Origin of the sequence: Flavobacterium sp. (assembly GCF_024710485.1) — a bacterium.
Taxonomy (GTDB): Bacteria; Bacteroidota; Bacteroidia; order Flavobacteriales; family Flavobacteriaceae; genus Flavobacterium.
Map to the genome: position 1 here is coordinate 32,154 of NZ_JANJUQ010000018.1, position 25,616 is coordinate 57,769.

Genomic DNA, 25,616 nt, shown 5'->3' on the forward strand with positions numbered 1-25,616 from the left:
TTATTCAAATTTATTGCTTTTCTTTTCTTGTTCCATGTACTGTTTGATCTTTTTTTCTTCCCATTCTTTATTGAAAAACGGGAACCAATTAAAGACTTTCATCGCGTGAAAAAACAAGCCGATTCCCCAGCCTAACATCGACCAAATAAACCATAAATATTGTGGTGTGTAGCGCAGGTTGATAAAAATCAACAATCCCATAACCAAAATATAGGAAGCCAAATGACCATAAAACCCTTTGATCTCCTCTACTTGCTTTTTGGCTTTTTGATAGCGTTCAAATTCGTGATTAGTTTCCATGATTATTCCCATTTTTGTTGTTTGACTTTTTCCTTTTCCATGATTTTCTGAATGCGTTTTTGTTCCCATTGGTTACCGAAAACCTTCTGAGTTACGAACAATTGCATTGCTTGCATCACCAAGAAGAAGGTCCACAATCCCATCACAAATTCATTGATAAAACGAATCGGCCAAAAGTTAAGCGGTACGTCAAAATAAGTCTTAGCCACATACACCGCAACCCCAATAACATATATAAATAAGTGCGTGTAAAATTGTTTTAGCTTGTGTACGCGTTCTTTGACAATTTGTTCCAAAATTTCGTTCGATGGTTCCATAACTAACTCCATTTGTTATTGGTATTATTTTCTTTATTCAAAATCTCACGAATCTTCTTTTCTTCCCATGATTTTCCGTAACCGAAAGTCTCTAGTGCGTGAAAGGTTAAGCCCATTCCCCAGCCTAACATTGGGAACCAAAACCAATGAAAATTGCTGGTTTTGAGATTGATAAATATTAAAACCGGAATAACGAAACAATACGAAATTAAGTTCCCGTAAAATCCTTTGAGTTTTTCCACTCGCTCTTTGGCTCTAACGTAAGCCATGTTTTCATTGTAGATATTTTGTGTTTCCATGATGACAATTTGTTTGGTTAAAATAGGTATTTTGACCTTGAAAGCTGTTTCGGTTTGTTCTACTAAAACCTTTCTTTCTGAAATCAAGCCATAACGATTAACGATGTTCTGCAGTCCAACGCCTTTTCGATCTTGCAAGACTTCTTTCTTTTGTAAATTATTTTCAACGATTAAATAGTTGTTTTCAATATAAATTTTGATTTGCAGCGGTTTTTGCTCACTCACTACATTGTGCTTGATAGTGTTTTCTAATAAAATTTGTAATGACAACGGTACTACTTTGGCTTCCGGAGTATCAAAATCAGTCGGTAACTCGTAACTGATGCTGTTTTCAAAACGCATTTTGAGCAAATTCATATACGTTTTGGCGAACGACAATTCTTCTTCAACCGAGACCAATTCTTTGTCTTTTTGTTCCAATACATAACGGTAAATTTTAGACAAAGAAGTAGTGAATTTTTGCGCATTATCCGGATTTTCTTCGATTAACGAACTCAACACATTCAAGCTGTTGAACAAAAAGTGCGGATCAATCTGGTTTTTCAAACTTTCAAACTGGGCTGAAGCCGTTCCGGCGATAACTTTTTGCTCTTTAACCTTATTTTCAGCATACGCCTTGTAGAAATAGAATGCATGTATGGCCAAGGTCACAAATAGAGTAATGATAATAGCTACCAAATAATTGGCCATGTGTTCTTTACTCAAAAAAACACTAAATGGTGTTCCTTCCACAAGTACATCTTCAAAAATACGCAGTAAAAATATCACCACTATTGAAACCAAAAACGAGAGCATAAAACCAATCAAAATGCGTTTCGGCGTAAATCTATCTCTTTTGAAGATTTGGTCCAGATACATAAAAACCACAGCATTCGACAAGTATAAAGTCAACCCGTAAAGCATTGTATATCCAAAATTGACCAACAAAGCGTAGTTGAACGTGATGGTATTTCCGGTAACCAATCGAATCAAAATCAACACAAAAAAGATGACTAGTGAAATGATTATGGCTTTGGGAATTTCCTTGATTATTGATTTCATTTTATTTTTAAGGTTCTGATGCACTGAGGTTCTGATGCACTGAGGTTTTTCTCAGAACCTCAGTACCTTAGCCTCTTAGTGCCTTTATTTACAATTTTTCAACGCTTGCTGTGCCCTGTCCAATCCCCATTTTGGATGAAAAGGCGATTCGGGTACGAATTTTTCAAACAAAGGAATGGCGGATTCCAAATCTAAGCATAATTTTTTTACATCGGCACCTGTCCACTGTGCGCCGCTAATTTCAAACTCAGCTTTACAATAGACAACCCTTGGGTTTTCCGGCGCGATGAACTTCGCTTTAGTATACAATTCCATCACTTTAGGCGAGTACTTCATCCCGTTAACCATCGGATCTTGAACAATCATAGCCGTGTAAATCATGGCTTGCATCACCAGTAATTCCGGGTTATTCGGACTAATTACTGTAGCCGCATCTTGTGCCTGTTGTGCTTTTTCCAGTAAAGCTGAAACGTTATTCTTATTAGCTGGTTTGAAGGCTTCAGTTGTGTTTATCATGGCTACGTAATAATTGGGCAACCAGTTGCTTTTCTCTGCGGTAGCGATGCGTTCCATTACATCGGAAGCTTCTTTGGATTTGCCTTCTCTCCACAAACCAAGGGCTTTACCCATGCCTTGTTCATAAGGCGTTTGAGCAGATAAAAGTGAGCATACGAACAAAGTAATAATGGTAATAATTTTTGTCATGATTCTTGTTTTTTTTGATGATTAAAACTCTTGTTTTTTTATAGTCCAAAAGTAGGTTGCTTCAAGCGGTAGTAAAATTTATATTGACCGAACTGTAGATTTTTGGGGATGAATTGTTTTTCATAAAGGCTCTGAGGTTCTGAGTCGCTAAGGTTATAAGGTTTTTAACTTAGAACCTCAGAATCTGAATGCCTTAGCACCTATAAATTATTCAACTGATTATCCTTCTTATTCTCACTAATCGTCCAAAAGAAACCGACAAAGAAAAACTGATCGGCGGTTGGACGGATGGCTCTTCGATTGTAAACACCATCTGTATTGGGTGTATTGGCGTATTCGTAGCCAAAAACATTGGCGGTCCCTAAAACATTAGATACCGAGAAGTACAAGATCTTCTGTTGTGAAATCAAGTAAGCCCAACCCAAACTCAAATTGTTGTACCCTTTAGTACGTGCATTCATGAACTGAGACTCGTTAGGATTGTTATACGGTCTACCTGTAGTGAATGAATTGGTGACACTCAATTGCGACTTCCATTGGTTAATCCACCATTTTGACACTACGCTTAAACTGTGTTTGGCTACAAAACTCGGCGTCACTTCGGCAGTAAAGTTTCGATAGTCTCTTTGGGTATCGATATAAGAATAAGAAATCCAATATTCGAAATTTTTAACCGATTTGTTGTCTCTCCAAAACAGATCCAATCCTTGAGCGTAGCCGGAACCCGAGTTGTTGAAATCCGAATCAAACTGAACGTTTGGCGTGTCAAACTTCACCAAATCTTGGTATGATTTTAAATACACCTCCGCTCTAAACGTTCTTCTGTCTTTATTGTATTGGTAATTCAAGATGTAATGCTGCGCTTTTTCGCTTTCCAAATAATCAGCATATTTCAAATATTCTTGTCTGGGCGCTTGGGTAAAACTTCCGTAAGCGAGAGAAAACTGACCATTTGATGAAATTTTGTAAGCTACCGAAGCTCTGGGAGAAAGCACACTTTCATTCAACAAATCGTTGTCGGAAAGACGAGCACCCAACTTCACAGCGAATTTTTTAGAAAAGAAAATATCTGTTTCCGCATAAACAGCCGCAATATTCGCATCATAACCGCTGTTGAAAAAGCCACCGGAATTAGCTATGAAATCTTCGTTAAAACGCGTGATGAAATAATCACTGCCGATAGTCAATTTTACCCTGTCGGAAAACGTTTTTTTCAACTTTACTTTCAAATGTGACGCATGTTCCGTATTCGCCACCTCATCCAAACCGATACCGATTGTATTCTTGCTGTATCCGTAACTCAAACCGGTAAACAATTGCCATTGCGAACCAAACTTGGCTTTGTAAGATGAATTGAGGTAAAAATTATTGTTGTTTAAGTCGACTCTGATTTTATTGGGACTATTGATACTTTCACTGTTAAGGTCGAATTGAGACGCATCAAAAGCAGCGTACAATTTGAACAAACCCGAAGTAAAACTGTGTCGGTAAACCGCTTCACCTGATAGCGACTGAAACGGTTTATTCCAATCAGCACGTTGCGGAAACAACTTTTGATACGGTTCTAAGTTGATGTAAGCCGTATTAAAACTCAACGAATTGTTGCCCCATTTTTGGGTGTTAGCCAAGCCTAAACCAACAATCATCAATGAAATATCGGTTTTCTCCTCGATGGCTTCGTCTTGGGTATTTAACAACAAAACACTCGATAACGCTTCACCGTATTCGGCCGAATAACCACCGGTAGAAAATGACATACCACTGAATAGAAAAGGGGAAAATCGCCCACGAGTTGGTACATTGGCTGTCGTAGCACCATAAGGTTGGGCTACGCGAATGCCGTCCACAAAGGTTTGGGTTTCATCGGCTTCACCACCACGTACAAAAAGGCGTCCGTCCTCGCCTACGGTTTGGGTTCCGGGCAAGGTTTGCAAAGCCGAAACGATATCGCCCATAGCACCGGCAGTGGTCACTATATCCAGCGGTTTCAATACCGAAACTCGGGCTTTTTCACCGGCATCAAACGTCCCGGCAGTAACTATAACGGTATCCAGCGAATTGACGCTCTCTCTCAGCTTGAACATTTTGTTTTGACAATTGGCAACCTCAATAGTAACTTTCAGCGTTTCGTAAGTCAGAAAACTAATCACCAAAATCTGAGTTCCGGAAACAGTTGTGGAAAAAGTAAAACGACCGTTTTCATCAGAAGAAGTACCATCGTAAGTGCCCTCAATAAAAACATTGGCACCGGCTATAGGTTTGTTTTGTTCATCGAATACGGTACCTGTAAGGGTTTGTTGGGCCTGACTCACATAAGTGATACAACATAAAACTAAAGTATACAATATCTTCATCGGATTGTTTTTGATGAAACAAACTTCCAACGAATTGAAGTACAACAAAATTTAAGTTAACCGAATTGTTATTTTTCAAGGATGAACTGTAAGAGAATTTTAAAATTTTCAGTCTTTAACAAAATATCACGATAAAATTCAGTACAATTGCAGTACCAAAACCACTAAACTATGAAAATTATCAAATCACTTTTTGCCTTTGCGGCTTTCTTTGCCCTGAATTCAGTTTCGGCACAAACTGTTACTGAACGTTGGCCGGAAATCAGAGCTTACCATGAAGTTATCTCAAAAACGTATCATTCTTCGGAAGAAGGTAATTTGGATCCGATTAAATCAAATTCTGAATTGCTGGTAGAAAAAGCAGAAGCTCTTTCGGTAGAAAACATGCCGGAAGAATATCGCAGTCCGAAGCTTATAGAATCATTGGTAATTCTGAAAAAAGAAACCAAAAAGGTAAACGATATGGTACAAAGAAAACACAGCGATGAAGACATAAAAAAAGCACTGGCAGCCTTGCATGACACTTTTCATAAAATCGTCGGTCTCTGTAAGGATGAGAAAAAATAAACACAAAACCGGTCATTGCACCGGTTTTTTTAATGGCAAATAGTTTTCAACAATTCGCATTCGATAAATCAAATATTGCAAATTAAATTTACCTTTGTGCGCTTATAAAAATTACGATGATGATTTATAAATTCAGAGCCATACTCGATGCCGAAGAAGATGTTTTCAGAGACATTGCCATTCAGGAAGACGACACTTTAGAGGATTTACACAACGCCATTGTAAACGCTTTTGGTTTCGATGGTATGGAAGTAGCTTCATTTTACACTTGTGACGACCAATGGAATCAAGAAGAGGAAATCCCCATGTTTGATTCGGGCGACGTTCCGGGTGAAATGAAAATCATGAGCGATTATCCGTTAAACCAACTTTTGGGCGCCGACCAAACTAAGATTATTTATGTGTACGATTTTATCAACATGTGGACATTCTTAGTCGAATTAGCCGCCATCGAAGAACCGGAAAGCGGCGAAACCTATCCTGCTTTGTTGTTCTCTCACGGAGAATTACCTAATTCCGCGCCTGAAAAAGAATTTGAAGCTGAAAACGAAGACTTCTACTCCGAATTTGAAGACGACTTAGACGAAGACGATTTGGACATGTTTGGCGGAGATGACAGCTTTGAAGATTTCGGATTTGAGGAGAATTGGAATTAAAACGACTGAGTTGCTGAGTTGCTAAGTAGCTGAGTTTTTTCTTATATTTATGTAATAAAAAACTTAAAATATGAAAACTTTCAGAGACTTATTAATTTGGCAAAAAGCAATGAATTTGGTAACCAATACCTAACAGATTACTGAAAAATTCCCAAAAGAAGAATTATTTGGTATAACATCTCAAATCAGAAGGAGCGCTATCTCACTTCCTAGTAATATTGCTGAAGGTTATGGAAGAGATAGCATTAAAGAATTACTGAGATTCATAAACATTGCCATCGGTTCTTTATTTGAATTTCAAACTCAAATTGAGATTTCAAAAAACATCAATTACCTAAACGAAAACGAATTTAAAAATTTATGTGAGGAAACCAGAGAACTTGAGGCCATGATTATTTCCTATTCCAAAAGATTAAAATAATCTCAGCTACTCAGTAACTCAGCTACTCAGCACCTTAGAAGCTTAACCAAAATGATCAACCTATTCAACGCCCACATCGAATCGCTATCCATCCACCGAGTTGGAAACAAAAGCCGCAATGAGGCTATTTTTTTATCGGAGCAACCTTATGGTTTGAACGATGAAATCGTGCCACTTTTAAAAGAGTATTTCTTTAAACCTTTTCGCGAAAAGGAAGAAAACTATTTTCAGTTTGCGCACGATGTTGATTTAGAATACAACGACATGTTCAACTTGGCTACGGAGCTTTTCCTGAATCCGAGTGACGCTCACGAAGTTTCTAAAAAAATCACCAAACACCTTTTTGAGCAGTCCAATCATCCGCATATTAAGAATGGTGAAGTTTATGTGGCTTATTTGACCAATGTTTCTATCGACAACAATACGGTAGACGCGATTGGCGTTTTCAAAAGCGAAATCAAAACCGATTTCATGCAGTTTGAAGAAAAAGGCAGCACTTTGGAGATGATTTTGCAACAAGGCATCAACCTTAACAAATTAGACAAAGGTTGTTTGATTTTCAACCACAAAAAAGAAGAAGGCTACAAGATTTTAACCGTAGACAGTAACCGTTATGACGCGCGTTATTGGTTAGAGCATTTCCTTTCGGTAGATGCTTTTCAAGATGAAAACTTCTACACTAAAAAATACTTGAAATTCTGCCAAGGCTTTGCCAAAGACGTAGTGCTTCCGGCCGAAGACAAAAAAGAAGAAGTGATGTTTATGAATCGTTCTGTAAACTTCTTCGCCAAAAACGATGAATTTGAAGAAAGTAAATTCCTGAATGAAGTATTGGACAATCCTGATTTGATTCCGGAGTTCAAAAATTATAAAGTAGACAAAGGTGAAAAATACAGTATTGAAGACATCACCAATTTCCCTATCGCCAACGCCGCCGTGACAGATGTTCGAAAATCGATTAAAAACGTGATTAACTTGGATACCAATATCCAAATCAAACTCGATTTTATCAACCCGGAAAGTGCCGAAAAATTTGTGGAAAAAGGTTGGGACGAAGAAAAACAAATGTACTACTACCTAGTTTACTTCAACAAAGAACAAAAGTCGTAACCGAAAATGTAAAATCACTATCCCCAATTGTTAAAACTGTTGGGGATTTTTTTTTATTAACGCTGATTTATTTTATATCTTTCCCTTTAGTTACCAAAAAACATGAAATTGAAGCCCTTTTTTTTCTTACTGCTATTGCTGTGCTGTTGTTTTGCATCGGCTCAGCAAAAAGAAATACACAGCGGCAACGATTCCACCATAGTCTACAAGAAAATTGAAAATTATTCCAAAAAGAGTAAGTTCAATCGCTTTATCTTTAAATTACTATTCAAATCCAACCGAAAAGCAACGGTAACCAATAGTGCGAAAAGAAGGCGCATTTTAATCAAAAAATCGTTCGACCGCAACGAAGGCAAAATCATTCGAAACATCAACATCGAAACCTTAGATCCGTTTGGCTACTCGGCAGAAAACAACAAAGATCAACCCGAAAAAGGCTTTGAAAAATTCGGAAATAGTTTGCACATCAAATCGAAAAACTGGACCATTCGCAACTTATTGCTGTTTAAAAAAAATGATGCTTTAGATTCGCTTATTGTGAAAGAGTCCGAGCGTTTGATTCGTCGACAACGCTACACCCGAAGCGTGGTAATCAAACCGGTGGAAATTCCGGGCAGTCGTGACTCGGTAGACATTTCGATTCGGGTTTTAGATACCTGGAGTTTGATTCCCAACGGTGCTTTGTCGACTTCGCAAGGTAATTTTGAACTCACCGAACGTAATTTTCTCGGATTAGGACACGAGTTCAGAAACGATTATACCCGCCGTTTCGATAACGGAAGAGATGCATATTTGGGTAAATATTCCATTAACAACATCAAGAACACGTTTATCAACGCTTCGGTTACTTATGAAAATTCACTGAAAAATTACACTACAAAAAATGCTCGAGTTGAGCGACAGTTTTTCTCGCCTTTAACCCGATTGGCCGGTGGAATTTCTTTCGAGAAAAGATTTCTCGTCGACTCATTGCCTAACAATAACGGTGTTTTTAATAATCAAAACTTCAAATTTGACACTCAGGAATATTGGTTAGGTCATTCATTTAAAATATTCAAAGGAAAAAACGAAGATTTCAGAACGACAAATTTGGTAACCACTATTGGATTTAAAAATGTAAAATACCTTCAAACACCGGATTTAGTTTACGACCCGACAAGATTTTTTGCCGACGAGAAATTGTACTTAGCTACGATAGGCTTGAATACCCGAAAGTTTGCTGAAGATAAATACTTATTCAATTTCGGGATTATTGAAGATATTCCGTACGGGCAAGTGTACTCGATTACCGGTGGATTACAGCAAAAAAACAACCGTCAACGAAGCTATTTTGGTGGTCGCTTTGCTTATGGCGATTATTATTCTTTTGGTTATTTGAGTACCAATATTGAATGGGGCAGCTTTTTCAATAACGGCTGCAGCGAAGAAACCACTCTAAGAATAGAAGGCAATTACTTTACTAATTTATTGAATTTTGGAGAATGGAAACTGCGCCAATTCATTAAACCAAGCTTAGTTATTGGAAATCATCGCGCCCCGATTATCAAAGACCGATTGATTATTTCAGACGATAACGGGATTGTAGGTTTTAACAATCCGCTCATCAACGGAACCCGAAAATTATCGGTTGCCTTTCAAACCCAAACTTATGCTCCCGGCAATTGGCATGGCTTTCACTTTAGTCCGTTTTACAATATGACGTTCGGTTTTTTGGGCAACGAAAACAATCAATTTTTGGATAGCCGATTGTATTCTAAATTCAGCGTCGGCGTACTCCTCAACAACGATTACTTGGTATTTAACAGTTTCCAGATTTCTTTTTCCTATTATCCATCTATTCCGTTTGAAGGCGACAACATCTTCAGAACCAACTCGTTTAAAAACAGTGATTTATCTTTACCTGATTTCCAAATCGGACAACCTGTTATAGTACCTTACAAATAAAATTTTGTTTTTATTTTCTTGTAAGTTTATTACCTATTAAAACGCCAACAATCTGCATTATATCGATTATTTTTTGCTTTTAAACGTCAAACCCATAAATTTAGTGAACTTAAAGTTTCGTAATTCCCCGAAATTGTAAGCAAAGAGCGCAACCGTTAACCTCAATGTTATGGAAACCGACGACCTAACCCTGAATCCGGTGAAGAAAAATTACCGCTGTTTTTTTCTTGGACATCGTTATATGGAAACCAAGAAAATCAATCAGCATTTCAGCGAATATGAGTGTAGTATTTGTAAAAGTCAAGCCACTAATGACAGTCGCGGTAACAAAATCACTTTAACGTCAAAACTCAAAGACATCAATGAAACCTTGTTTTACTTGAATCTCAAAAAAGAATTTTTGAATCGGTTTTACTTTCAAAAAAAAGAACAGTAACAAAATGTTATTTCAATCGTCATACTTTTTAAACCAAAAAACTGACCATTGAAATCGACTATCTTATCCATTAAAAATTTACACAAACGTTACGGCAAAATCCATGCAGTAAATAACGTTTCCCTTGAAATTCAAAAAGGCAATGTTTACGGTATACTCGGCCCAAACGGCAGCGGAAAATCAACTACTTTAGGCATTATTTTAAATGTAGTAAATAAAACTTCGGGCGAATACCATTGGTTCGACGGCACTATGGAAACGCACGATGCCTTGAAAAAAGTAGGCGCAATTATCGAGCGTCCGAATTTCTACCCTTACATGACGGCCAAAGAAAACTTGGAATTGGTGTGCAAAATCAAAGGCATCAACTATGCAAAAGTCCATGAAAAATTAGAGATTGTTGGCCTAACCGAGCGCCAAGACAGCAAGTTCAAAACCTTCTCATTGGGTATGAAACAACGATTGGCAATCGCTTCGGCGCTATTGAATGACCCCGAAATTTTAATCCTTGACGAACCTACTAACGGTTTGGATCCGCAGGGTATTCATCAAATTCGTGACATTATCAAGCTCATTGCTTCACAAGGCACGACTATCTTGTTGGCTTCGCATCTTTTAGACGAAGTGGAAAAAGTTTGCAGCCATGTGCTGGTTTTGCGTTACGGAGAAATACTGTACAACGGAACTGTAGACGGTATGATTGCACACGAAGGTTTTTTCGAACTGCAAGCCGAAGACAATGCTAAACTTGTAGAAGCGTTGCAACGCCATCCTCATATTGACAAAACCTCAGAAGTTGACGGAAAAGTAACGGCGTACTTCAATCAGAAAGTGAATCCGGGTGAACTCAATCAATACTTGTTCAACCAAGGGATTTGCTTGCATCATTTACTATTGAAAAAACAAAGCTTAGAGGAACAATTTTTAACTTTAACCAACAAATAACCGCCAAAATCATGAAACGACTTATCGCCATTGAATTGCAAAAGATTTGGAAAAACCGCGCCAGTAAAGTCCTGACCATTGGTTATTTTGTGATCCTTTCCTTTATTGCTTTAATCGCATCGATTAAATTCAACATAGGTACCTTTAAAATTCATTTTGCCGAAATGGGCATTTTTAACTTTCCGTTCATTTGGCATTTCAACACTTGGATGGCTTCGCTTTTAAAATTCTTCTTGGCGGTAGTTATTGTTTCCATGATGGCTAATGAGTACAGTTACGGCACATTAAAGCAGAATCTCATCGACGGGATGAGTAAAAAAGAGTTCATACTCTCCAAATTCCTGACCGTGTTGCTGTTTGCGTTAACTTCCACAATTTTCATTTTGGTACTGTCGCTTATTTTAGGCTTTTCTTTTTCATCGTATACCGAATTAAGCATTGTATTTTCCGATTTAGAATACTTACTGGCTTACTTTGTAAAACTCTTAGGATTCTTCTCGTTTTGCTTGTTTTTGGGTGTGTTGATAAAACGATCTGCCTTTGCCATCGGATTTTTATTTATTTGGTTTTTGGTAGAAAAGATATCCTATGGTTTTGCCAAGTTTGAAATTTTCGACCGAAATCCTATGGTAGACAAAGTATATGCTTTTATGCCTTTGGAATCGATGAGCAATCTGTTGATAGAACCTTTCTCCAGATTGAGTGTAATTAAAAACATCCAAACCGCTGTGGGCGAAAACAATGTTAAAGATTTTGATGTCCATTTTTCTTCTATAATAATTGTTTTAGCTTGGACTGCCATTTTCATTTTTTCATCTTACAAAATCATTGAAAAACGAGACTTGTAATTCAATCATCAATCATCACAGACAACAAGTTTACTACAAGATAGACTTAAGTCTAAATCAATTCTTAAAGAAAACATAAATAGACTCGTTCCTTTTATGTTTTCTTTTTTATTTTCTAATTTTAGCGAATGAAAAAGAAGTTATTTTTTTTGTTCTTAATCGCTATTTTTTCGACGAATTCTTTCGCCCAATTTAGTAAAACACATTACATACCACCATTATCCGGTTCCGGCTCAGTAATTTCGGAAGACCAATATTTGTATATTTCAACGCCTAATGTTAATCCGATTAATTTCAGGATTATAGCATTGGGCGGTAATAGTATCACGGGTACAGTATCCAGAAATAGTCCTTTTGTTCATTATGTTGGTTTTGGTAACAATACCCAATTGCATGTAGATTCCGGTTTGTCCAACACTACTTTTTCTAACAAAGGTTACATCGTAGAAGCCGACGATTTAATTTATGTTTCGGCCAGAGTAACCGCCGGCGACGGAAATCAAGCCGGACAATTGGTTTCGAAAGGGAAAGCTTCTTTGGGAAATCATTTCAGGATAGGTGCTTTGACCAATTTACAAGTGGGTAATTATTTTAACATTCACTCTACTTTTATTTCGGTCTTAGCTACCGAAAACAATACTACAGTTAACTTTAGTGACTTTGGAACCGGAATAGAACCGGTAAACAGTAATTCAGGTGATGCGCCCTTCAGTATAGTGTTGAACAGTGGAGAAAGTTATGTTATGACTGTTCAAGGTCCTCATAATCCAAATCGGGCTGGACTTATTGGTGCATTAGTAACTTCAGATAAACCAATTGCGCTCAACTGTGGTTCCTTTGGAGGAAGTAATTCACAAGGAAACCTCGATTTAGGCTTTGACCAAATTGTGCCTTTGGAGCGAATCAGCAACACCGAATATATTTTTATTAAAGGCACCGGAATTGATCTTATTGAAACTGTATTGTTGGTTGCAGACACTGACAATACTGAAGTCTTTTTATCCGGAGCTACAACTCCAAACTTCACGCTCAATGCAGGAGATTACGTGCTGCTGGATGGCTCTAATTTTAATACTTCAGGGAATTTGTATTTGAGAACCAGCCAAAAAGTATTTGCCTATCAAAGCATTGGAGGGAATAGCCCTGCCAACCAAGAACTCTTCTTTGTTCCGCCTTTGAGTTGTCAAACACCTCGTATTATTGACAATATTCCGGCAATTGACTTTGTAGGAACCCGACAATTTACGGGAAGAGTTACTCTAGTAACAAAAGTTGGAGCCACCCTAAACTTTTTAATTGACGGCACACCTTATACACTTAACGGATTAGGGGCGATTGCGAATGTTGTGGGACCTACACCCGTACAAGGAAATGCTAATTATGAAACGTATGTCCTCACCGGATTAACCGGAAATGTTTCGGTTTTTTCGACACAAGAATTGTATTTAGCCGCTTATGGAACTAGTGGTGCAGCCACTTTTGGGGGTTACTACTCCGGATTTACTTTTGAACCGGAAATATCCTTCACCCAATTAGATGCCAACCAGGAAAGTTGTATTCCCAATACAGTGCTTTCGGTTAATACCTTGAGTCCGTTTGACACCTTTCAATGGTATTTTAATGGCAATCCTATTGCGGGCGCTACCAACAGCAGTTACACGCCTTCCACTTTGGGCGCTGGCTATTACTACGTTTCCGCCACCATTTCGAGTTGTACTTTACCCATCAACTCCAATGAAATACCGGTAAGTTCTTGTCCTATTGATGATGAAAACGATGGCATCAACAACAACGTAGATGCTGATAATGATAATGATGGTATTACTAATTGTGCCGAATCTTTCGGCGATTTAGGAGTTAATTTAACGAACACGACTTTAGGCTCCGTTTTTGTGGGTAACTACATCAATCCATTTGTAGGAAGTCTTAATTTCGCAGGGACAACAACGCCTTCGTCTACACCAATTGTTGGTGACAATTTAGGCAATTTTGTTACAGAGGCTGCCACCGGAAAAAACAATAGTGTCAGTTATAACATCATTTTTAACAATCCAATAAGCTTAGCTGTTGAATATGCTACTACAGCGGCAGCTAACGATTATTTTTCAGCTGCTACTGAATTTAGAATTAATTGCCCTATCAGCAAAACACTAACTATACTTAATCCGGATAATCAGATTTTGATTGACACCAACTATGACGGGATATTTGAAAGTGGTGTTACCGAGTACTCTTCTTTTGAAATCCGATTCCGTTTGAATAGCACCACTGCCTTACAACCGGGTACAGGAACATTTTCTGTTAGAGGAAATCTAATCAACTCCATTACAATAACGAATATCAATTTGGTGGATAGCAATAGTAGCAAAGCAGCCTTACGCTTGATTGCCACTTGTGTCCCTAAAGATTCTGACAATGATGGTGTACCGGATCAATACGATTTTGACAGTGATAATGATACCATTCCGGATGTTGTTGAATCGCAAGGCCAAAACGTTGTGGCACTTTCCGGCATTGATGCTAATCTTGATGGCATTGATGATATTTTTGGTACCGGAATCCTACCGGATGATAAGGACAATGATGGCATTCCTAACTATTTAGACCTGGATAGTGACAACGACGGAATTTTTGATATCATAGAATCCGGAAGTCCGGGTAACGGGAATAATACGAATGGAATTACCTTAAGTCCGATTGGCAGTAACGGTATTGCGAACAACCTTGAAACCTTTGCGGATAGCGGTGTAATTAATTATACCATTGCGGATACCGATGGCGATGGCATACTGAATTATTTGGAATTAGACAGTGACGATGATGGTTGCTTTGACGTTATTGAGGCCGGATTTGCAGACGAAAACAACGATGGTATTCTTGGTGATGCTCCTGTAATCATGGCAGGAGAAGGTTTAGTTTTAAGCCCAAGCGGTTACGGAGTTCCAAACGGAAACTACATCATTTCAGCTCCGATTTCTATTTCCGTACAACCCCAAGACGTTGCTGTTTGTGAATTAAGATCGGCCGAATTTACACTGACTTCGGTTACAGTTGACAGCTATTTGTGGCAACTTTCAACCGATAATGGTTTGACTTGGACAAACTTAACCAACAATGCAACCTATTCCGGAACGACAACAGCTACATTAATCGTTGCTAATGTCTCGCCGACTATGGCAGGTTACCAATATCGTGTCTTTTTAAATAAAAATGGGAACAGCTGTGGTTTGTATTCTGAAGCAGCTATCTTAACCACTTATGCTTTACCTGTAGTAACCACTCCGATTTCTTTAAGACAATGTGATGACGACACCGATGGTATTTCAACATTCAACTTAACACAAAAAAACGATGTGATTTCGGCTAACTATCTGAATGAAACTTTTACTTATTACACTTCATTGAATGCTGCTGAAAATCAGATTGCCACAGCACAAATCGCCAATCCTATTGTCTACACTTCAGGCAACAGTAATGTCTATGCCAGAGTTGAAAACAACAATGGCTGTTACCGTGTAGCACGAATTGATTTGGTAGTTTCAGTGACGCAAATTCCGGCCAACTTTGTTATTCCAAATCAATACTTATGTGATGATTATTTGGATGCGGCTAATGACGATTACGACGGAATCTCGGGACCATTCAATTTTACGGCCATTCAAAACAGCTTGTTGGCTATTTTACCTAACAATGTCAGTATCAAGTTCTACAAAACCGAAGCCGATTTCTTAGCCGAAACGGATGTGGCCGGAAACTCGTTAGCTATAGCCGACATTACCAATTACCGAAATGTAGGCTTCCCAAATGCACAAACCATTTGGGTTCGTGTTGACAGCACTTTAGACAATTCGTGTTTTGGTTTTAAAACCTTCAATATAATAGTAGAGCCTACTCCAATTGCATATCCGATAAATACTACAGGTATTATCAGAGCATGTGATGACGACCATGACGGCATATTCGGGTTTGACACTTCAAATCTAGCCGCTTCTGCAATAAACGGTCAAACCGGAGTAAGTGTAACCTACTATCGAGCAGACGGCACTCAGATTGTTCCTTTTACCAACCCATATTTTGTAAACGGCTCAGAAACTGTAACCATCAGAGTAAGTAATAGTACTACCCAAACCGGTGGTCAACCTTGTTATGATGAAGTACAAGTACAATTCATAGTGGATGATTTACCGCAAGTCTTTCCGATTAACCCGGCTTTGGTAACCGTTTGTGATGACGAAATTATTGCCATCAATCAAAACGGACTTTACAATTTTGACACTTCCGGGATTTTAGCACAAATTTTAGGAACGCAAACCGGCATGAATGTGTATTATTACGATGAAAACAATGTGTTGATTCCGAGTAGTATTCCGAACCAACTTCCAAATCCATTTCTAACCGGTACTCAGAATGTGACTGTCGTGATTGAAAATCCTATCAATACTTCTTGTACTGCGCAAACCGTAATTCCTTTTGTAGTTAATCCGGCACCAAAAATTGATCAGGAAGAAACCGTTGTCATTTGTTTACCGTCTACCCAAGCTTTGCTGGATGCCGGAATTGTTGACAATACACCAACGTCAGCCTACACTTACCAATGGTATGAAAATAATATCATTATGCCCGGACAAATCAATTATACGCTCACGGTTACTTCACCGGGAGTTTATAGTGTTGCCGTGAAAAACAGTTTCGGTTGTATCAAAAACAGAGTCATTACTGTAATCGGTTCAGAAATCGCGAATATACAAGATATTAACGTTCAGGATTTACAAGACATTAATTCCATAGCTGTTTCGGTTAACGGTTCCGGAGATTACGAATATGCTTTGGATGACGAAAGTGGTCCGTATCGTGATACCGGTTTCTTTACCAATGTACAAATTGGTTTCCACACTTTATATGTCAGAGATAAAAATGGTTGTGGCAGTATAGGTCCGATTGTAGTTCCCGTTTTAGGGATTCCGAAATACTTCACGCCTAACGGTGACGGATTCCACGATTACTGGAATGTGAAAGGTGTTAGTGCTTTGTACAACTACCGTTCTACCATTTATATTTTTGACCGCTATGGCAAATTGCTGAAACAACTCAACACTACCGAAATCGGTTGGGACGGAACCTATAACGGACGTCAGATGCCGGCCGATGATTATTGGTATTCCATCGAATTTGAAGACGGCCGCAGCGCCAAAGGACATTTTACTTTAAAACGATAAAACATGAAAACCACTATATCGCTTTTAGTATTGTTGGCGCAAAGTTGGTTGCAAGCGCAAGAACTGAAAGTCTCCAGTGGTTTTGTACAGCGTTTTGAGAACTTCAAGTCGGCGTTTGTTGACGCACGAAATATTGATGTTTGGCTCCCTAAAGGCTATAATACTGCCGAGAAATACGCTGTAATTTACATGCACGACGGTCAAATGCTATTTGACGCCACTACCACTTGGAACAAACAAGCCTGGGAAGTGGATGAAGTAGCCGGTAAATTGAATGCGGAAGGGAAAGTTAAAAAATTTATAGTGGTAGGCATTTGGAACCTTCCGAATAAAAGACATCCGGAATATTTTCCGCAAAAGCCATATGAAAGTTTGACAGCTGTTCAAAAAGATACGGTAACGGCGCAATTGCAAAAAGCCGGTCGAACCAAAGAAGTTTTTAAACCTTATTCCGATTTGTATTTGAAGTTTTTGGTAACCGAATTAAAACCCTTCATCGACAAAAGATTTGCAACTGCGTCGGACAAAGACAATACCTTTATTGCCGGTTCGAGTATGGGCGGTTTGATTTCGTTGTATGCGATTTGTGAATATCCTGAAGTATTTGGTGCGGCGGCTTGTATATCGACGCATTGGCCGGGGATTTTTGCAGTGGAAAACAATCCGATTCCGGACGCCTTTTATGCTTATATGAGAAAAAAACTTCCTAGTCCGAAGACCAACCGCATTTACTTTGATTATGGCGATCAAACCTTAGACGCTTTGTATCCGCCGCTACAAAAAATGGCTGATAGCATTATGGTTGAAAAAGGATTTACGACTGCTAATTGGACTACAGAATTCTTCCCGGGGAAAAATCATTCGGAAGAAGCTTGGGCGGAGAGATTGCCTATTCCGTTTGCCTTTTTGTTGCAAAAATGATGTAGCAAAAATGGCTTACTCTTTAGCCCTGATAGTAGTGGCACGAAGTAGAACGAATAGCAGGAATATGGAAACCCTAAAATGCCCGAACCATTCGCTCCAAAAAAAAACCACCAACTTTCGTTGATGGCTTTATATAAAGTTTAAAAACTAAAATTAGATTTTAAAACGTTTTCTGTCGTTTTCGTTCAAATAAATTTTACGCAAACGCAATGATTTAGGAGTTACTTCTACGTACTCGTCTTTTTGGATGTACTCTAAAGCTTCTTCCAAAGTAAACTTGATGGCCGGAACGATTTTGTTTTTTTCGTCGGCACCGGCAGAACGGAAGTTGGTTAACTGTTTTGTTTTGGTAATGTTAACCGTCATATCATCGCCACGAGAGTTCTCTCCAACAACCTGACCTTCGTAGATGTCTTCGTTCGGATCGACAAAGAATTTCCCTCTTTCCTGTAATTTATTGATAGAGTAAGGAATGGCTTTTCCGTTTTCCATAGAGATTAACGAACCGTTGATACGCCCGGCGATTTCACCTTTGTAGGGTTCGTAACCGATGAAACGGTGTGCCATAATGGCTTCTCCGGCAGTAGCAGTTAACAACTGATTTCTCAAACCGATGATTCCTCTTGAAGGAATGTTGAATTTGATAATCATGCGCTCGCCTTTGCCTTCCATAGAAAGCATTTCCCCTTTACGGACTGAAACGAACTCAACGGCTTTTCCGGATACGTTTTCCGGTAAGTCGATGGTTAATTCCTCGATAGGTTCGCATTTTACGCCGTCGATTTCTTTGATGATTACTTGCGGTTGCCCGATTTGTAACTCGTAGCCTTCGCGACGCATGGTTTCGATTAATACTGACAAGTGCAATACACCGCGTCCGAATACCATGAATTTATCGGCAGAATCGGTATCGGCTACGCGAAGCGCTAAGTTTTTCTCTAATTCTTTCGCCAAACGATCTTTGATATGACGCGAGGTGACAAATTTTCCTTCTTTACCGAAGAAAGGCGAATCGTTGATGGTGAACAACATACTCATCGTAGGCTCATCTATAGCAATGGTTTGCAACGCTTCCGGGTTTTCGAAATCGGCGATAGTATCTCCAATTTCAAAGCCTTCTACACCAACAATAGCACAGATATCTCCGGCAATTACTTCGGTTACTTTTTTACGGCCTAAGCCTTCAAAAGTGTGTAATTCTTTGATGCGGGATTTGATGATTTTACCGTCTCTTTTTACTAAGGAAATCGGCATATTTTCTTTTAAAACACCTCTTTCCAAACGACCGATAGCGATACGACCGGTAAACGATGAAAAGTCTAAAGAGGTGATTAACATTTGAGGCGTACCTTCGGATACTTTAGGAGCCGGAACGTGTTCTACCACCATATCCAAAAGTGGCTCGATGTTAGTAGTAACATTTTCCCAGTGGTCCGACATCCAATTATTTTTAGCAGAACCGTACACTGTTGGGAAATCCAACTGCCATTCTTCGGCACCTAATTCAAACATCAGGTCGAATACTTTTTCGTGTACTTCTTCCGGCGTACAGTTTTCTTTGTCTACTTTATTAATCACCACACAAGGTTTCAATCCTAAGTCGATGGCTTTTTGCAATACAAAACGAGTTTGCGGCATAGGTCCTTCGAAGGCATCTACCAGCAAACAAACACCGTCGGCCATGTTCAATACGCGTTCTACTTCACCACCAAAATCGGCGTGTCCCGGAGTATCGATAATGTTAATTTTAGTGCCTTTATACATTACAGAAACATTCTTAGACGTAATGGTAATGCCTCTTTCACGCTCTAGGTCGTTGTTGTCGAGAATTAAGTCGCCCGTATTTTCGTTTTCGCGAAAAAGTTGGCAGTGGTACATAATTTTATCAACCAAAGTGGTTTTACCGTGGTCAACGTGTGCAATGATTGCAATGTTTCTGATGGATTCCATGTATACTTTTTTGTGGGCGCAAAGGTACACTTTATTTTTGGAAAAAAAACGATACAAGGCATTAGTTTACTGTTTCTTAAAATTGAATGAAAAGTTCATAAAAACCTTAATAAGTTTTGCCTCAAATTTTAAAACTTAGTCTAAAATCTATATATTTGGTGTAATGAAAAATAATTCGAATAAAATTACATTAATATATGTACTTATCTTAATGTGCGTGGCTTTTATTGGCCACCAATTTTTTTTAGATTATCTCAAAAACTCCAACGAGAATTCTCCATTATATTTCTACATCAGAGACTTTGTATTCATTTTAATTTCGGGGTTAGTCCTGAAATTAATTCTGCACAATAACGAAGAAAACAATAAATCCGTTTTTGAAAAATTACAAATTACCAATAATGAAATCCTGGAATCCAACGAACGGTATGACATTGTAGCCAAAGCTACCAGTGACACGATATGGGATTGGAAAATTGAGGATGACAGCTTTTTGTGGAATAAAGGAATCCAAGGCGTTTTCGGATACAAGAAAGAAGAAGTCGGCAAAACATCAAAATGGTGGTTTGAGCGAATTCATCCGGAGGACAGTTTAAAAATGTCTGTCAAGCTGTATTCCTTTTTGGAGCAAAAAACTGAAAAGTGGCAAGATGAATATCGTTTTCAATGTGCTGACGGCAGTTACAAATATGTTTTCGACAGGGGCTTTTTGGTAAAAGACAAAGACGGAAAACCCATCCGAATGATTGGAGCCATTCAGGATGTAACCAAACAAAAAGAAGAAGAGCAACGATTAAGATTGTTAGAAACCGTGATTACGCAAACCAAGGATGCGGTCATGATTACGGATATCGACACTTCACAAAATGTAATTCCGAATATTATTTTCGTTAACTCGGCTTTTACCGATATGACCGGTTATACCGCTCAGGAAGTTATTGGGAAATCACCCATAATGTTTATTGGCCCGAAATCGGACATGTTGGAATTTGACAAACTAAAAACTGCCATTCAAGAATACAGAGAATGCTTTGTAGAAACCATCAATTATAAGAAAAACGGACAGGAGTTTTGGAACAACTTCTCGATGATACCGGTCACCAACAAGGACGGCGAACATTCCCACTGGATTTCAATTCAAAGAGATGTTACTGAAGAAAAGAACAAAGAAAAAGAACGAGAGCAGTTGATTCGGGAATTGACACAAAATAATAAAGACTTAAAACAATTCTCTTACATCACCTCTCACAACCTTCGAGCGCCTTTGTCTAATTTAACCGGCTTATTGAACTTGGTGGAAGACATGACTATCGAAGATCCTGAGTTAAAAGAAATTATTGCCGGTTTCTCTAAATCGACGCACCTCTTAAACGAAACCATTAATGATTTGGTTAAGGTGGTAATTATCAAAGATAATCCTTCTATCCAGAAAGAAAAAGTACTCATCAAAGAGATATTTGAGAATGTCTTCAATCAGTTAAGCTTCTTAATCAGCCTGCATAAGCCCATACTTAAAATCGACCTGGAAGAAGTATCTATTTTAAATATTAACAAATCCTATTTAGAAAGTATTTTTTTAAATTTACTTACTAATGCGATTAAATACCGTGCGGAAAACAGGCAGCTAAAAGTCAACATCTCTTCTAAAGTAGTTGATGATAACCTGGTACTGACTTTTAAAGACAATGGCGTCGGAATTGATTTAGTCAGAAACAAAGACAAGATATTTGGTCTGTACCAAAGATTTCACAACCATCCCGATAGTAAAGGTTTGGGATTGTACCTAGTTAAATCACAAGTAGAAGCCATGGGTGGCTCTATAAACGTTACAAGTACCGTTGGCAAAGGAACAACCTTTACCATTACATTTAAGAACAATTAATCCATTATTATGTTAGAAAAGATTTATTGTGTAGATGATGACGTAATCACTTTGATGCTATGCAAAAAAGTCATCGAGCGCGCCTCATTTGCTAAAGAAATACTAACAGCTACTAATGGCGAAGAAGCCATTCTATTTTTCAAAGAATTAGCCGAACAATCAAATCCGGCTTATCCGCGGTTGGTTTTGTTAGACTTGAACATGCCCATCATGAACGGATGGGAATTTTTGGACCAATATCTGAAAAACGGCTATCAAAACATATTTACTGAAGCCAAGTTTATTGTTTTGTCTTCCACTATAGATCCGCAGGATGTAGAAAAAACTAAGAACTACCCAATGGTTGTTGACTTCTTATCCAAGCCTATCACCAAAGAAATGATTGAGAATCTTAAACTAAAACAGACTTAAGCCAATAAAAAAAGCACCCAATTGGGTGCTTTTTTAGTACTCTATAAAATCTCAATTACATTTTAGCAACGTGCTTAGTTAATTTTGATTTTAAATTAGATGCTTTATTATCATGAATGATATTCTTTTTAGCTAATTTGTCGATCATTGAAATCACAACAGACAATTTTGCAGAAGCTTCAGACTTATCAGTAGCCAATCTCAATGCTTTGATAGCATTACGAGTGGTTTTGTGTTGGTATCTGTTCAACACTCTTTTCTTTTCGTTGCTTCTGATTCTTTTTAAAGCGGACTTATGATTTGCCATTTCTTTTTAATTTAATTGTAATAATTTATAAACTATTAGTTAAAAAAGAAAAACCTCCCACAATTAATAAATAATCACTTTGGTTTTAACTAATAAAACGATTGCTTGAGACACTAAACAATTGTTTTATAAAACTAATTTACAACTAATTTTGTAGCCCGTAGGGGAATCGAACCCCTCTTACCAGGATGAAAACCTGGCGTCCTAACCGATAGACGAACGGGCCATTAAGCCTAAGATATTTTTTGTAGCCCGTAGGGGAATCGAACCCCTCTTACCAGGATGAAAACCTGGCGTCCTAACCGATAGACGAACGGGCCATCTTTGCTTAAAATTGCGGTGGCAAAAATACAACTATTTTTTAATCCCGCAAGAGCATAACTATTTTTTTTCTGATTTTTGTTAGTATGCTTTTGCAAATAACACTCTACCAGTGGATTTACCTCCAGAAAAAACACAAGTTCCTTCCTCCGGTTTTCTATCCAAAGGGATACAACGAATTGTTGCTTTGGTCAAATCCTTGATTTTTTCTTCCGTTTCCGGAGTTCCATCCCAATGCGCAGAAATGAAGCCTGTTTTGTTTTCTAACACCTCTTTAAACTCTTCAAAAGAATTCACCTCGGTGATGTGTTCGTTTCTGTATGACAGTGCTTTTCCGAATAAATCATTTTGGATTTTTTTCAATAATTCAGCAATGTAAGCGGCAGCGCCTTCACTTGGAATCACTTCTTTAGTTAAGTTGTCACGTCTGGCCACTTCAAAAGTACCGTTTTCCAAATCTTTCGGACCAATAGCAATTCGAACCGGAACACCTTTCAATTCCCATTCATTGAATTTAAAACCCGGAGACAAGGTATCTCTTGTATCAAACTTAACAGACACATTCAATTGCTTGAGCGAAGCCGTCAAATCGTTTACCAAGGCTTTGATTACCTCAAATTGTTCCTCTGTTTTGAAGATAGGCACTACAACCACTTGAATTGGCGCGAGATTTGGTGGTAAAACCAATCCGTTATCATCTGAGTGCGTCATCACCAAAGCACCCATTAATCTTGTAGAAACACCCCAAGAAGTACCCCAAACATGTTCTAACTTCCCTTCTTTGCTGGCAAACTTAACATCAAAAGCTTTGGCAAAATTTTGACCTAAAAAGTGAGATGTTCCGGCTTGAAGCGCTTTCCCATCCTGCATCAAAGCTTCTATACAATACGTCTCCTCTGCACCAGCAAAACGCTCCGATTCGGTTTTTAAACCTTTAATAACCGGTATCGCCATAAAGTTTTCCACAAAATCAGCATAAACCTGCATCATTTTTTCAGACTCTTCAATAGCTTCAGCCTTGGTGGCATGAGCCGTATGCCCTTCTTGCCACAAAAACTCTGCGGTTCTCAAAAACAAACGCGTACGCATTTCCCAACGAACCACATTAGCCCATTGGTTGATTAGTAAAGGTAAATCTCTGTAAGATTGTACCCAGTTTTTATATGTCGACCAAATAATAGCTTCACTGGTAGGGCGAACAATCAATTCCTCTTCCAATTTAGCGTTTGGATCAACCATTAGTTTTCCCGGACGGGTTTCATCATTCTTTAAACGATAATGAGTAACAATAGCACATTCTTTAGCAAAACCTTCCGCATTTTTCTCCTCTGCCTCAAACATACTCTTGGGAACAAAAAGCGGAAAATAAGCATTACAGTGACCGGTTTCTTTGAACATACGATCTAATTCTGCTTGCATCTTCTCCCAAATCGCATAACCGTACGGTTTAATCACCATACAACCTCTAACTCCAGAGTTTTCGGCTAAATCAGCCTTAACCACCAGCTCGTTATACCATTTGGAATAGTCCTCTGCTCTCTTTGTTAAGTTCTTACTCATAATGAATAGTTTGGCATAAAAATTGTTTAACTTTTTTTAACTAAATAGTTCGGCAAAACTAACTATTTTTGTATAGTCCAACAATAAAAATGCTATAGATATGAAAACTTATTATTTATTCAGCCGAAGATTGTCGTTATTCTCTGTCTTGGGAATACTTGCAATCACAGCGACTTCTTGTGGTTCTTACCAAAACAGTTCTTATTACGACGACGGCATTTACGGGGGTTCTGAAAACAGACAAACTGTAAATGCTGCAACAAACAATTCTGAAAGCAATAAGTACAAAGAATATTTCAGTAACCCTGATCAAGAGATAGTAATTTTTACTGATGTGGACAGCTATAGCAATGTGAGTAACGACTCTGTTAGTAAAGGACAAGTATATAACAATAGTAATGCCGGCTGGGGAGACAATGCACAATCTATCACCGTGAATGTTTATGACAACAACTGGGGATGGGGATATTGGAACAATTATTGGTACGGCAGCTATTGGGGATGGGGTTGGAATTCTTGGTATGGTCCCGGATGGGGTTTTGGCTGGAACAATTGGTATGGTCCTAATTGGGGTCTCGGTTGGGGATGGGGTTGGAACTCTTGGAATAATTGGTATGGTCCGGGATGGGGTGGTTATTACGGCCACAATCACTGGGGAAGCTATTACAATGGAGGAAGACGCGGTACTAATTATCCATCCTATTACGGCAATCGCTTGAATAGCTCATACAACAACAGATACCAATCTAACGGCGTAAGAAGTAATCGTAATTTCACAACGCCTAGAAACAATTTTAACACCAGACCTAATTCAACACCGGTACGCAGCTACAATGGTCCTACCAGAACCAATACTAACACTCCACCTACCAGAACAAACATTAACAATTCAAGTTCACAACCTCGTAACAGCGTCAGAACACAAACACAATCGGCTCCGTCACGTTCCTATACACCAAGTTCAAGTTACGGTGGTGGACGATCTTCCGGTGGCGGTAGCTACGGTGGCGGACGATCTTCCGGTGGTGGCAGAAGATAACAATACTTTGCCTATGCTTTATCTTACCTTGCATAGGCTTTTTTTTACTTTAATTAATGCACT

General features: G+C 38.5%; 21 protein-coding genes and 2 tRNA genes. 13 read left to right on the forward strand and 10 right to left on the reverse strand.

Annotation, left to right across the window (positions count from 1 at the left end):
* The 5 genes from Q0M21_RS03920 to Q0M21_RS03940 all read right to left on the reverse strand — a co-directional run bounded on the left by Q0M21_RS03920 (window position 1) and on the right by Q0M21_RS03940 (window position 5,016).
* Window positions 1-300 carry a 2TM domain-containing protein gene (locus Q0M21_RS03920; protein WP_295334918.1) on the reverse strand — a complete coding sequence of 100 codons (300 nt, stop codon included), beginning with the start codon at window positions 298-300 and terminating at the stop codon, window positions 1-3.
* A 2-nt stretch (window positions 301-302) separates the two neighbouring features.
* On the reverse strand, window positions 303-617 hold the full coding sequence (locus tag Q0M21_RS03925) for a 2TM domain-containing protein (RefSeq protein WP_295334920.1): 315 nt from the start codon (window positions 615-617) through the stop codon (window positions 303-305).
* 2 nt (window positions 618-619) lie between these two features.
* Window positions 620-1,957, reverse strand: a complete 1,338-nt coding sequence (locus Q0M21_RS03930; RefSeq protein WP_295334922.1) for a 2TM domain-containing protein — start codon at window positions 1,955-1,957, stop codon at window positions 620-622.
* Between the two features lie 84 nt (window positions 1,958-2,041).
* Entirely contained in the window at window positions 2,042-2,662 is a 621-nt protein-coding gene (locus tag Q0M21_RS03935; RefSeq protein ID WP_295334923.1) for a hypothetical protein, read from the reverse strand.
* A 200-nt stretch (window positions 2,663-2,862) separates the two neighbouring features.
* Window positions 2,863-5,016 carry a TonB-dependent receptor gene (locus Q0M21_RS03940; protein ID WP_295334924.1) on the reverse strand — a complete coding sequence of 718 codons (2,154 nt, stop codon included), beginning with the start codon at window positions 5,014-5,016 and terminating at the stop codon, window positions 2,863-2,865.
* 171 nt (window positions 5,017-5,187) lie between these two features.
* Between Q0M21_RS03940 and Q0M21_RS03945 the strand changes: the two genes are divergently transcribed.
* The 10 genes from Q0M21_RS03945 (at window position 5,188) to Q0M21_RS03990 (ending at window position 18,080) form a co-directional block, all read left to right on the forward strand.
* A complete protein-coding gene (locus Q0M21_RS03945) occupies window positions 5,188-5,583 on the forward strand; it encodes a hypothetical protein (protein WP_295334926.1) in 396 nt (131 codons plus the stop codon).
* A gap of 119 nt (window positions 5,584-5,702) precedes the next feature.
* Window positions 5,703-6,239 carry a hypothetical protein gene (locus Q0M21_RS03950; RefSeq protein WP_295334996.1) on the forward strand — a complete coding sequence of 179 codons (537 nt, stop codon included), beginning with the start codon at window positions 5,703-5,705 and terminating at the stop codon, window positions 6,237-6,239.
* A gap of 136 nt (window positions 6,240-6,375) precedes the next feature.
* Window positions 6,376-6,660, forward strand: a complete 285-nt coding sequence (locus Q0M21_RS03955) for a four helix bundle protein (protein WP_295334998.1) — start codon at window positions 6,376-6,378, stop codon at window positions 6,658-6,660.
* A 51-nt stretch (window positions 6,661-6,711) separates the two neighbouring features.
* On the forward strand, window positions 6,712-7,770 hold the full coding sequence (locus tag Q0M21_RS03960) for a nucleoid-associated protein (protein ID WP_290875485.1): 1,059 nt from the start codon (window positions 6,712-6,714) through the stop codon (window positions 7,768-7,770).
* Between the two features lie 108 nt (window positions 7,771-7,878).
* Window positions 7,879-9,714, forward strand: a complete 1,836-nt coding sequence (locus Q0M21_RS03965; protein ID WP_295334928.1) for a hypothetical protein — start codon at window positions 7,879-7,881, stop codon at window positions 9,712-9,714.
* A 169-nt stretch (window positions 9,715-9,883) separates the two neighbouring features.
* Window positions 9,884-10,150, forward strand: a complete 267-nt coding sequence (locus Q0M21_RS03970; RefSeq protein ID WP_295334930.1) for a hypothetical protein — start codon at window positions 9,884-9,886, stop codon at window positions 10,148-10,150.
* Between the two features lie 48 nt (window positions 10,151-10,198).
* On the forward strand, window positions 10,199-11,095 hold the full coding sequence (locus Q0M21_RS03975) for an ABC transporter ATP-binding protein (RefSeq protein WP_295334932.1): 897 nt from the start codon (window positions 10,199-10,201) through the stop codon (window positions 11,093-11,095).
* Between the two features lie 11 nt (window positions 11,096-11,106).
* Window positions 11,107-11,943, forward strand: coding sequence for an ABC transporter permease (locus tag Q0M21_RS03980; RefSeq protein WP_295334933.1), 837 nt, complete (start codon window positions 11,107-11,109; stop codon window positions 11,941-11,943).
* Between the two features lie 128 nt (window positions 11,944-12,071).
* A complete protein-coding gene (locus Q0M21_RS03985) occupies window positions 12,072-17,159 on the forward strand; it encodes a T9SS type B sorting domain-containing protein (protein WP_295334934.1) in 5,088 nt (1,695 codons plus the stop codon).
* 3 nt (window positions 17,160-17,162) lie between these two features.
* A complete protein-coding gene (locus Q0M21_RS03990) occupies window positions 17,163-18,080 on the forward strand; it encodes an alpha/beta hydrolase-fold protein (protein WP_295334936.1) in 918 nt (305 codons plus the stop codon).
* A gap of 156 nt (window positions 18,081-18,236) precedes the next feature.
* Here the strand turns inward: Q0M21_RS03990 and typA are convergent, their stop codons facing one another.
* The gene (gene typA, locus Q0M21_RS03995; RefSeq protein WP_295334938.1) at window positions 18,237-20,033 is read right to left on the reverse strand and encodes a translational GTPase TypA; all 1,797 of its coding nucleotides are present in this window, start codon (window positions 20,031-20,033) and stop codon (window positions 18,237-18,239) included.
* 163 nt (window positions 20,034-20,196) lie between these two features.
* Here typA and Q0M21_RS04000 point away from each other — a divergent pair, with 163 nt between their 5' ends.
* Both Q0M21_RS04000 and Q0M21_RS04005 read left to right on the forward strand, forming a co-directional pair.
* Entirely contained in the window at window positions 20,197-21,915 is a 1,719-nt protein-coding gene (locus Q0M21_RS04000) for a PAS domain-containing sensor histidine kinase (protein WP_295334939.1), read from the forward strand.
* Window positions 21,916-21,924: 9 nt separating this feature from the next.
* The gene (locus tag Q0M21_RS04005) at window positions 21,925-22,326 is read left to right on the forward strand and encodes a response regulator (protein WP_295334940.1); all 402 of its coding nucleotides are present in this window, start codon (window positions 21,925-21,927) and stop codon (window positions 22,324-22,326) included.
* Window positions 22,327-22,381: 55 nt separating this feature from the next.
* Here the strand turns inward: Q0M21_RS04005 and rpsT are convergent, their stop codons facing one another.
* The 4 genes from rpsT to proS all read right to left on the reverse strand — a co-directional run bounded on the left by rpsT (window position 22,382) and on the right by proS (window position 24,514).
* On the reverse strand, window positions 22,382-22,633 hold the full coding sequence (gene rpsT, locus Q0M21_RS04010) for a 30S ribosomal protein S20 (RefSeq protein WP_290876256.1): 252 nt from the start codon (window positions 22,631-22,633) through the stop codon (window positions 22,382-22,384).
* Between the two features lie 154 nt (window positions 22,634-22,787).
* Window positions 22,788-22,859 (reverse strand) — tRNA-Glu (locus Q0M21_RS04015).
* 22 nt (window positions 22,860-22,881) lie between these two features.
* A tRNA-Glu gene (locus tag Q0M21_RS04020) sits at window positions 22,882-22,953 on the reverse strand.
* Between the two features lie 82 nt (window positions 22,954-23,035).
* Window positions 23,036-24,514 carry a proline--tRNA ligase gene (gene proS, locus Q0M21_RS04025; RefSeq protein ID WP_295334942.1) on the reverse strand — a complete coding sequence of 493 codons (1,479 nt, stop codon included), beginning with the start codon at window positions 24,512-24,514 and terminating at the stop codon, window positions 23,036-23,038.
* A gap of 100 nt (window positions 24,515-24,614) precedes the next feature.
* Between proS and Q0M21_RS04030 the strand changes: the two genes are divergently transcribed.
* Window positions 24,615-25,553 carry a hypothetical protein gene (locus Q0M21_RS04030; protein WP_295334944.1) on the forward strand — a complete coding sequence of 313 codons (939 nt, stop codon included), beginning with the start codon at window positions 24,615-24,617 and terminating at the stop codon, window positions 25,551-25,553.
* Window positions 25,554-25,616 lie beyond the last annotated feature (63 nt).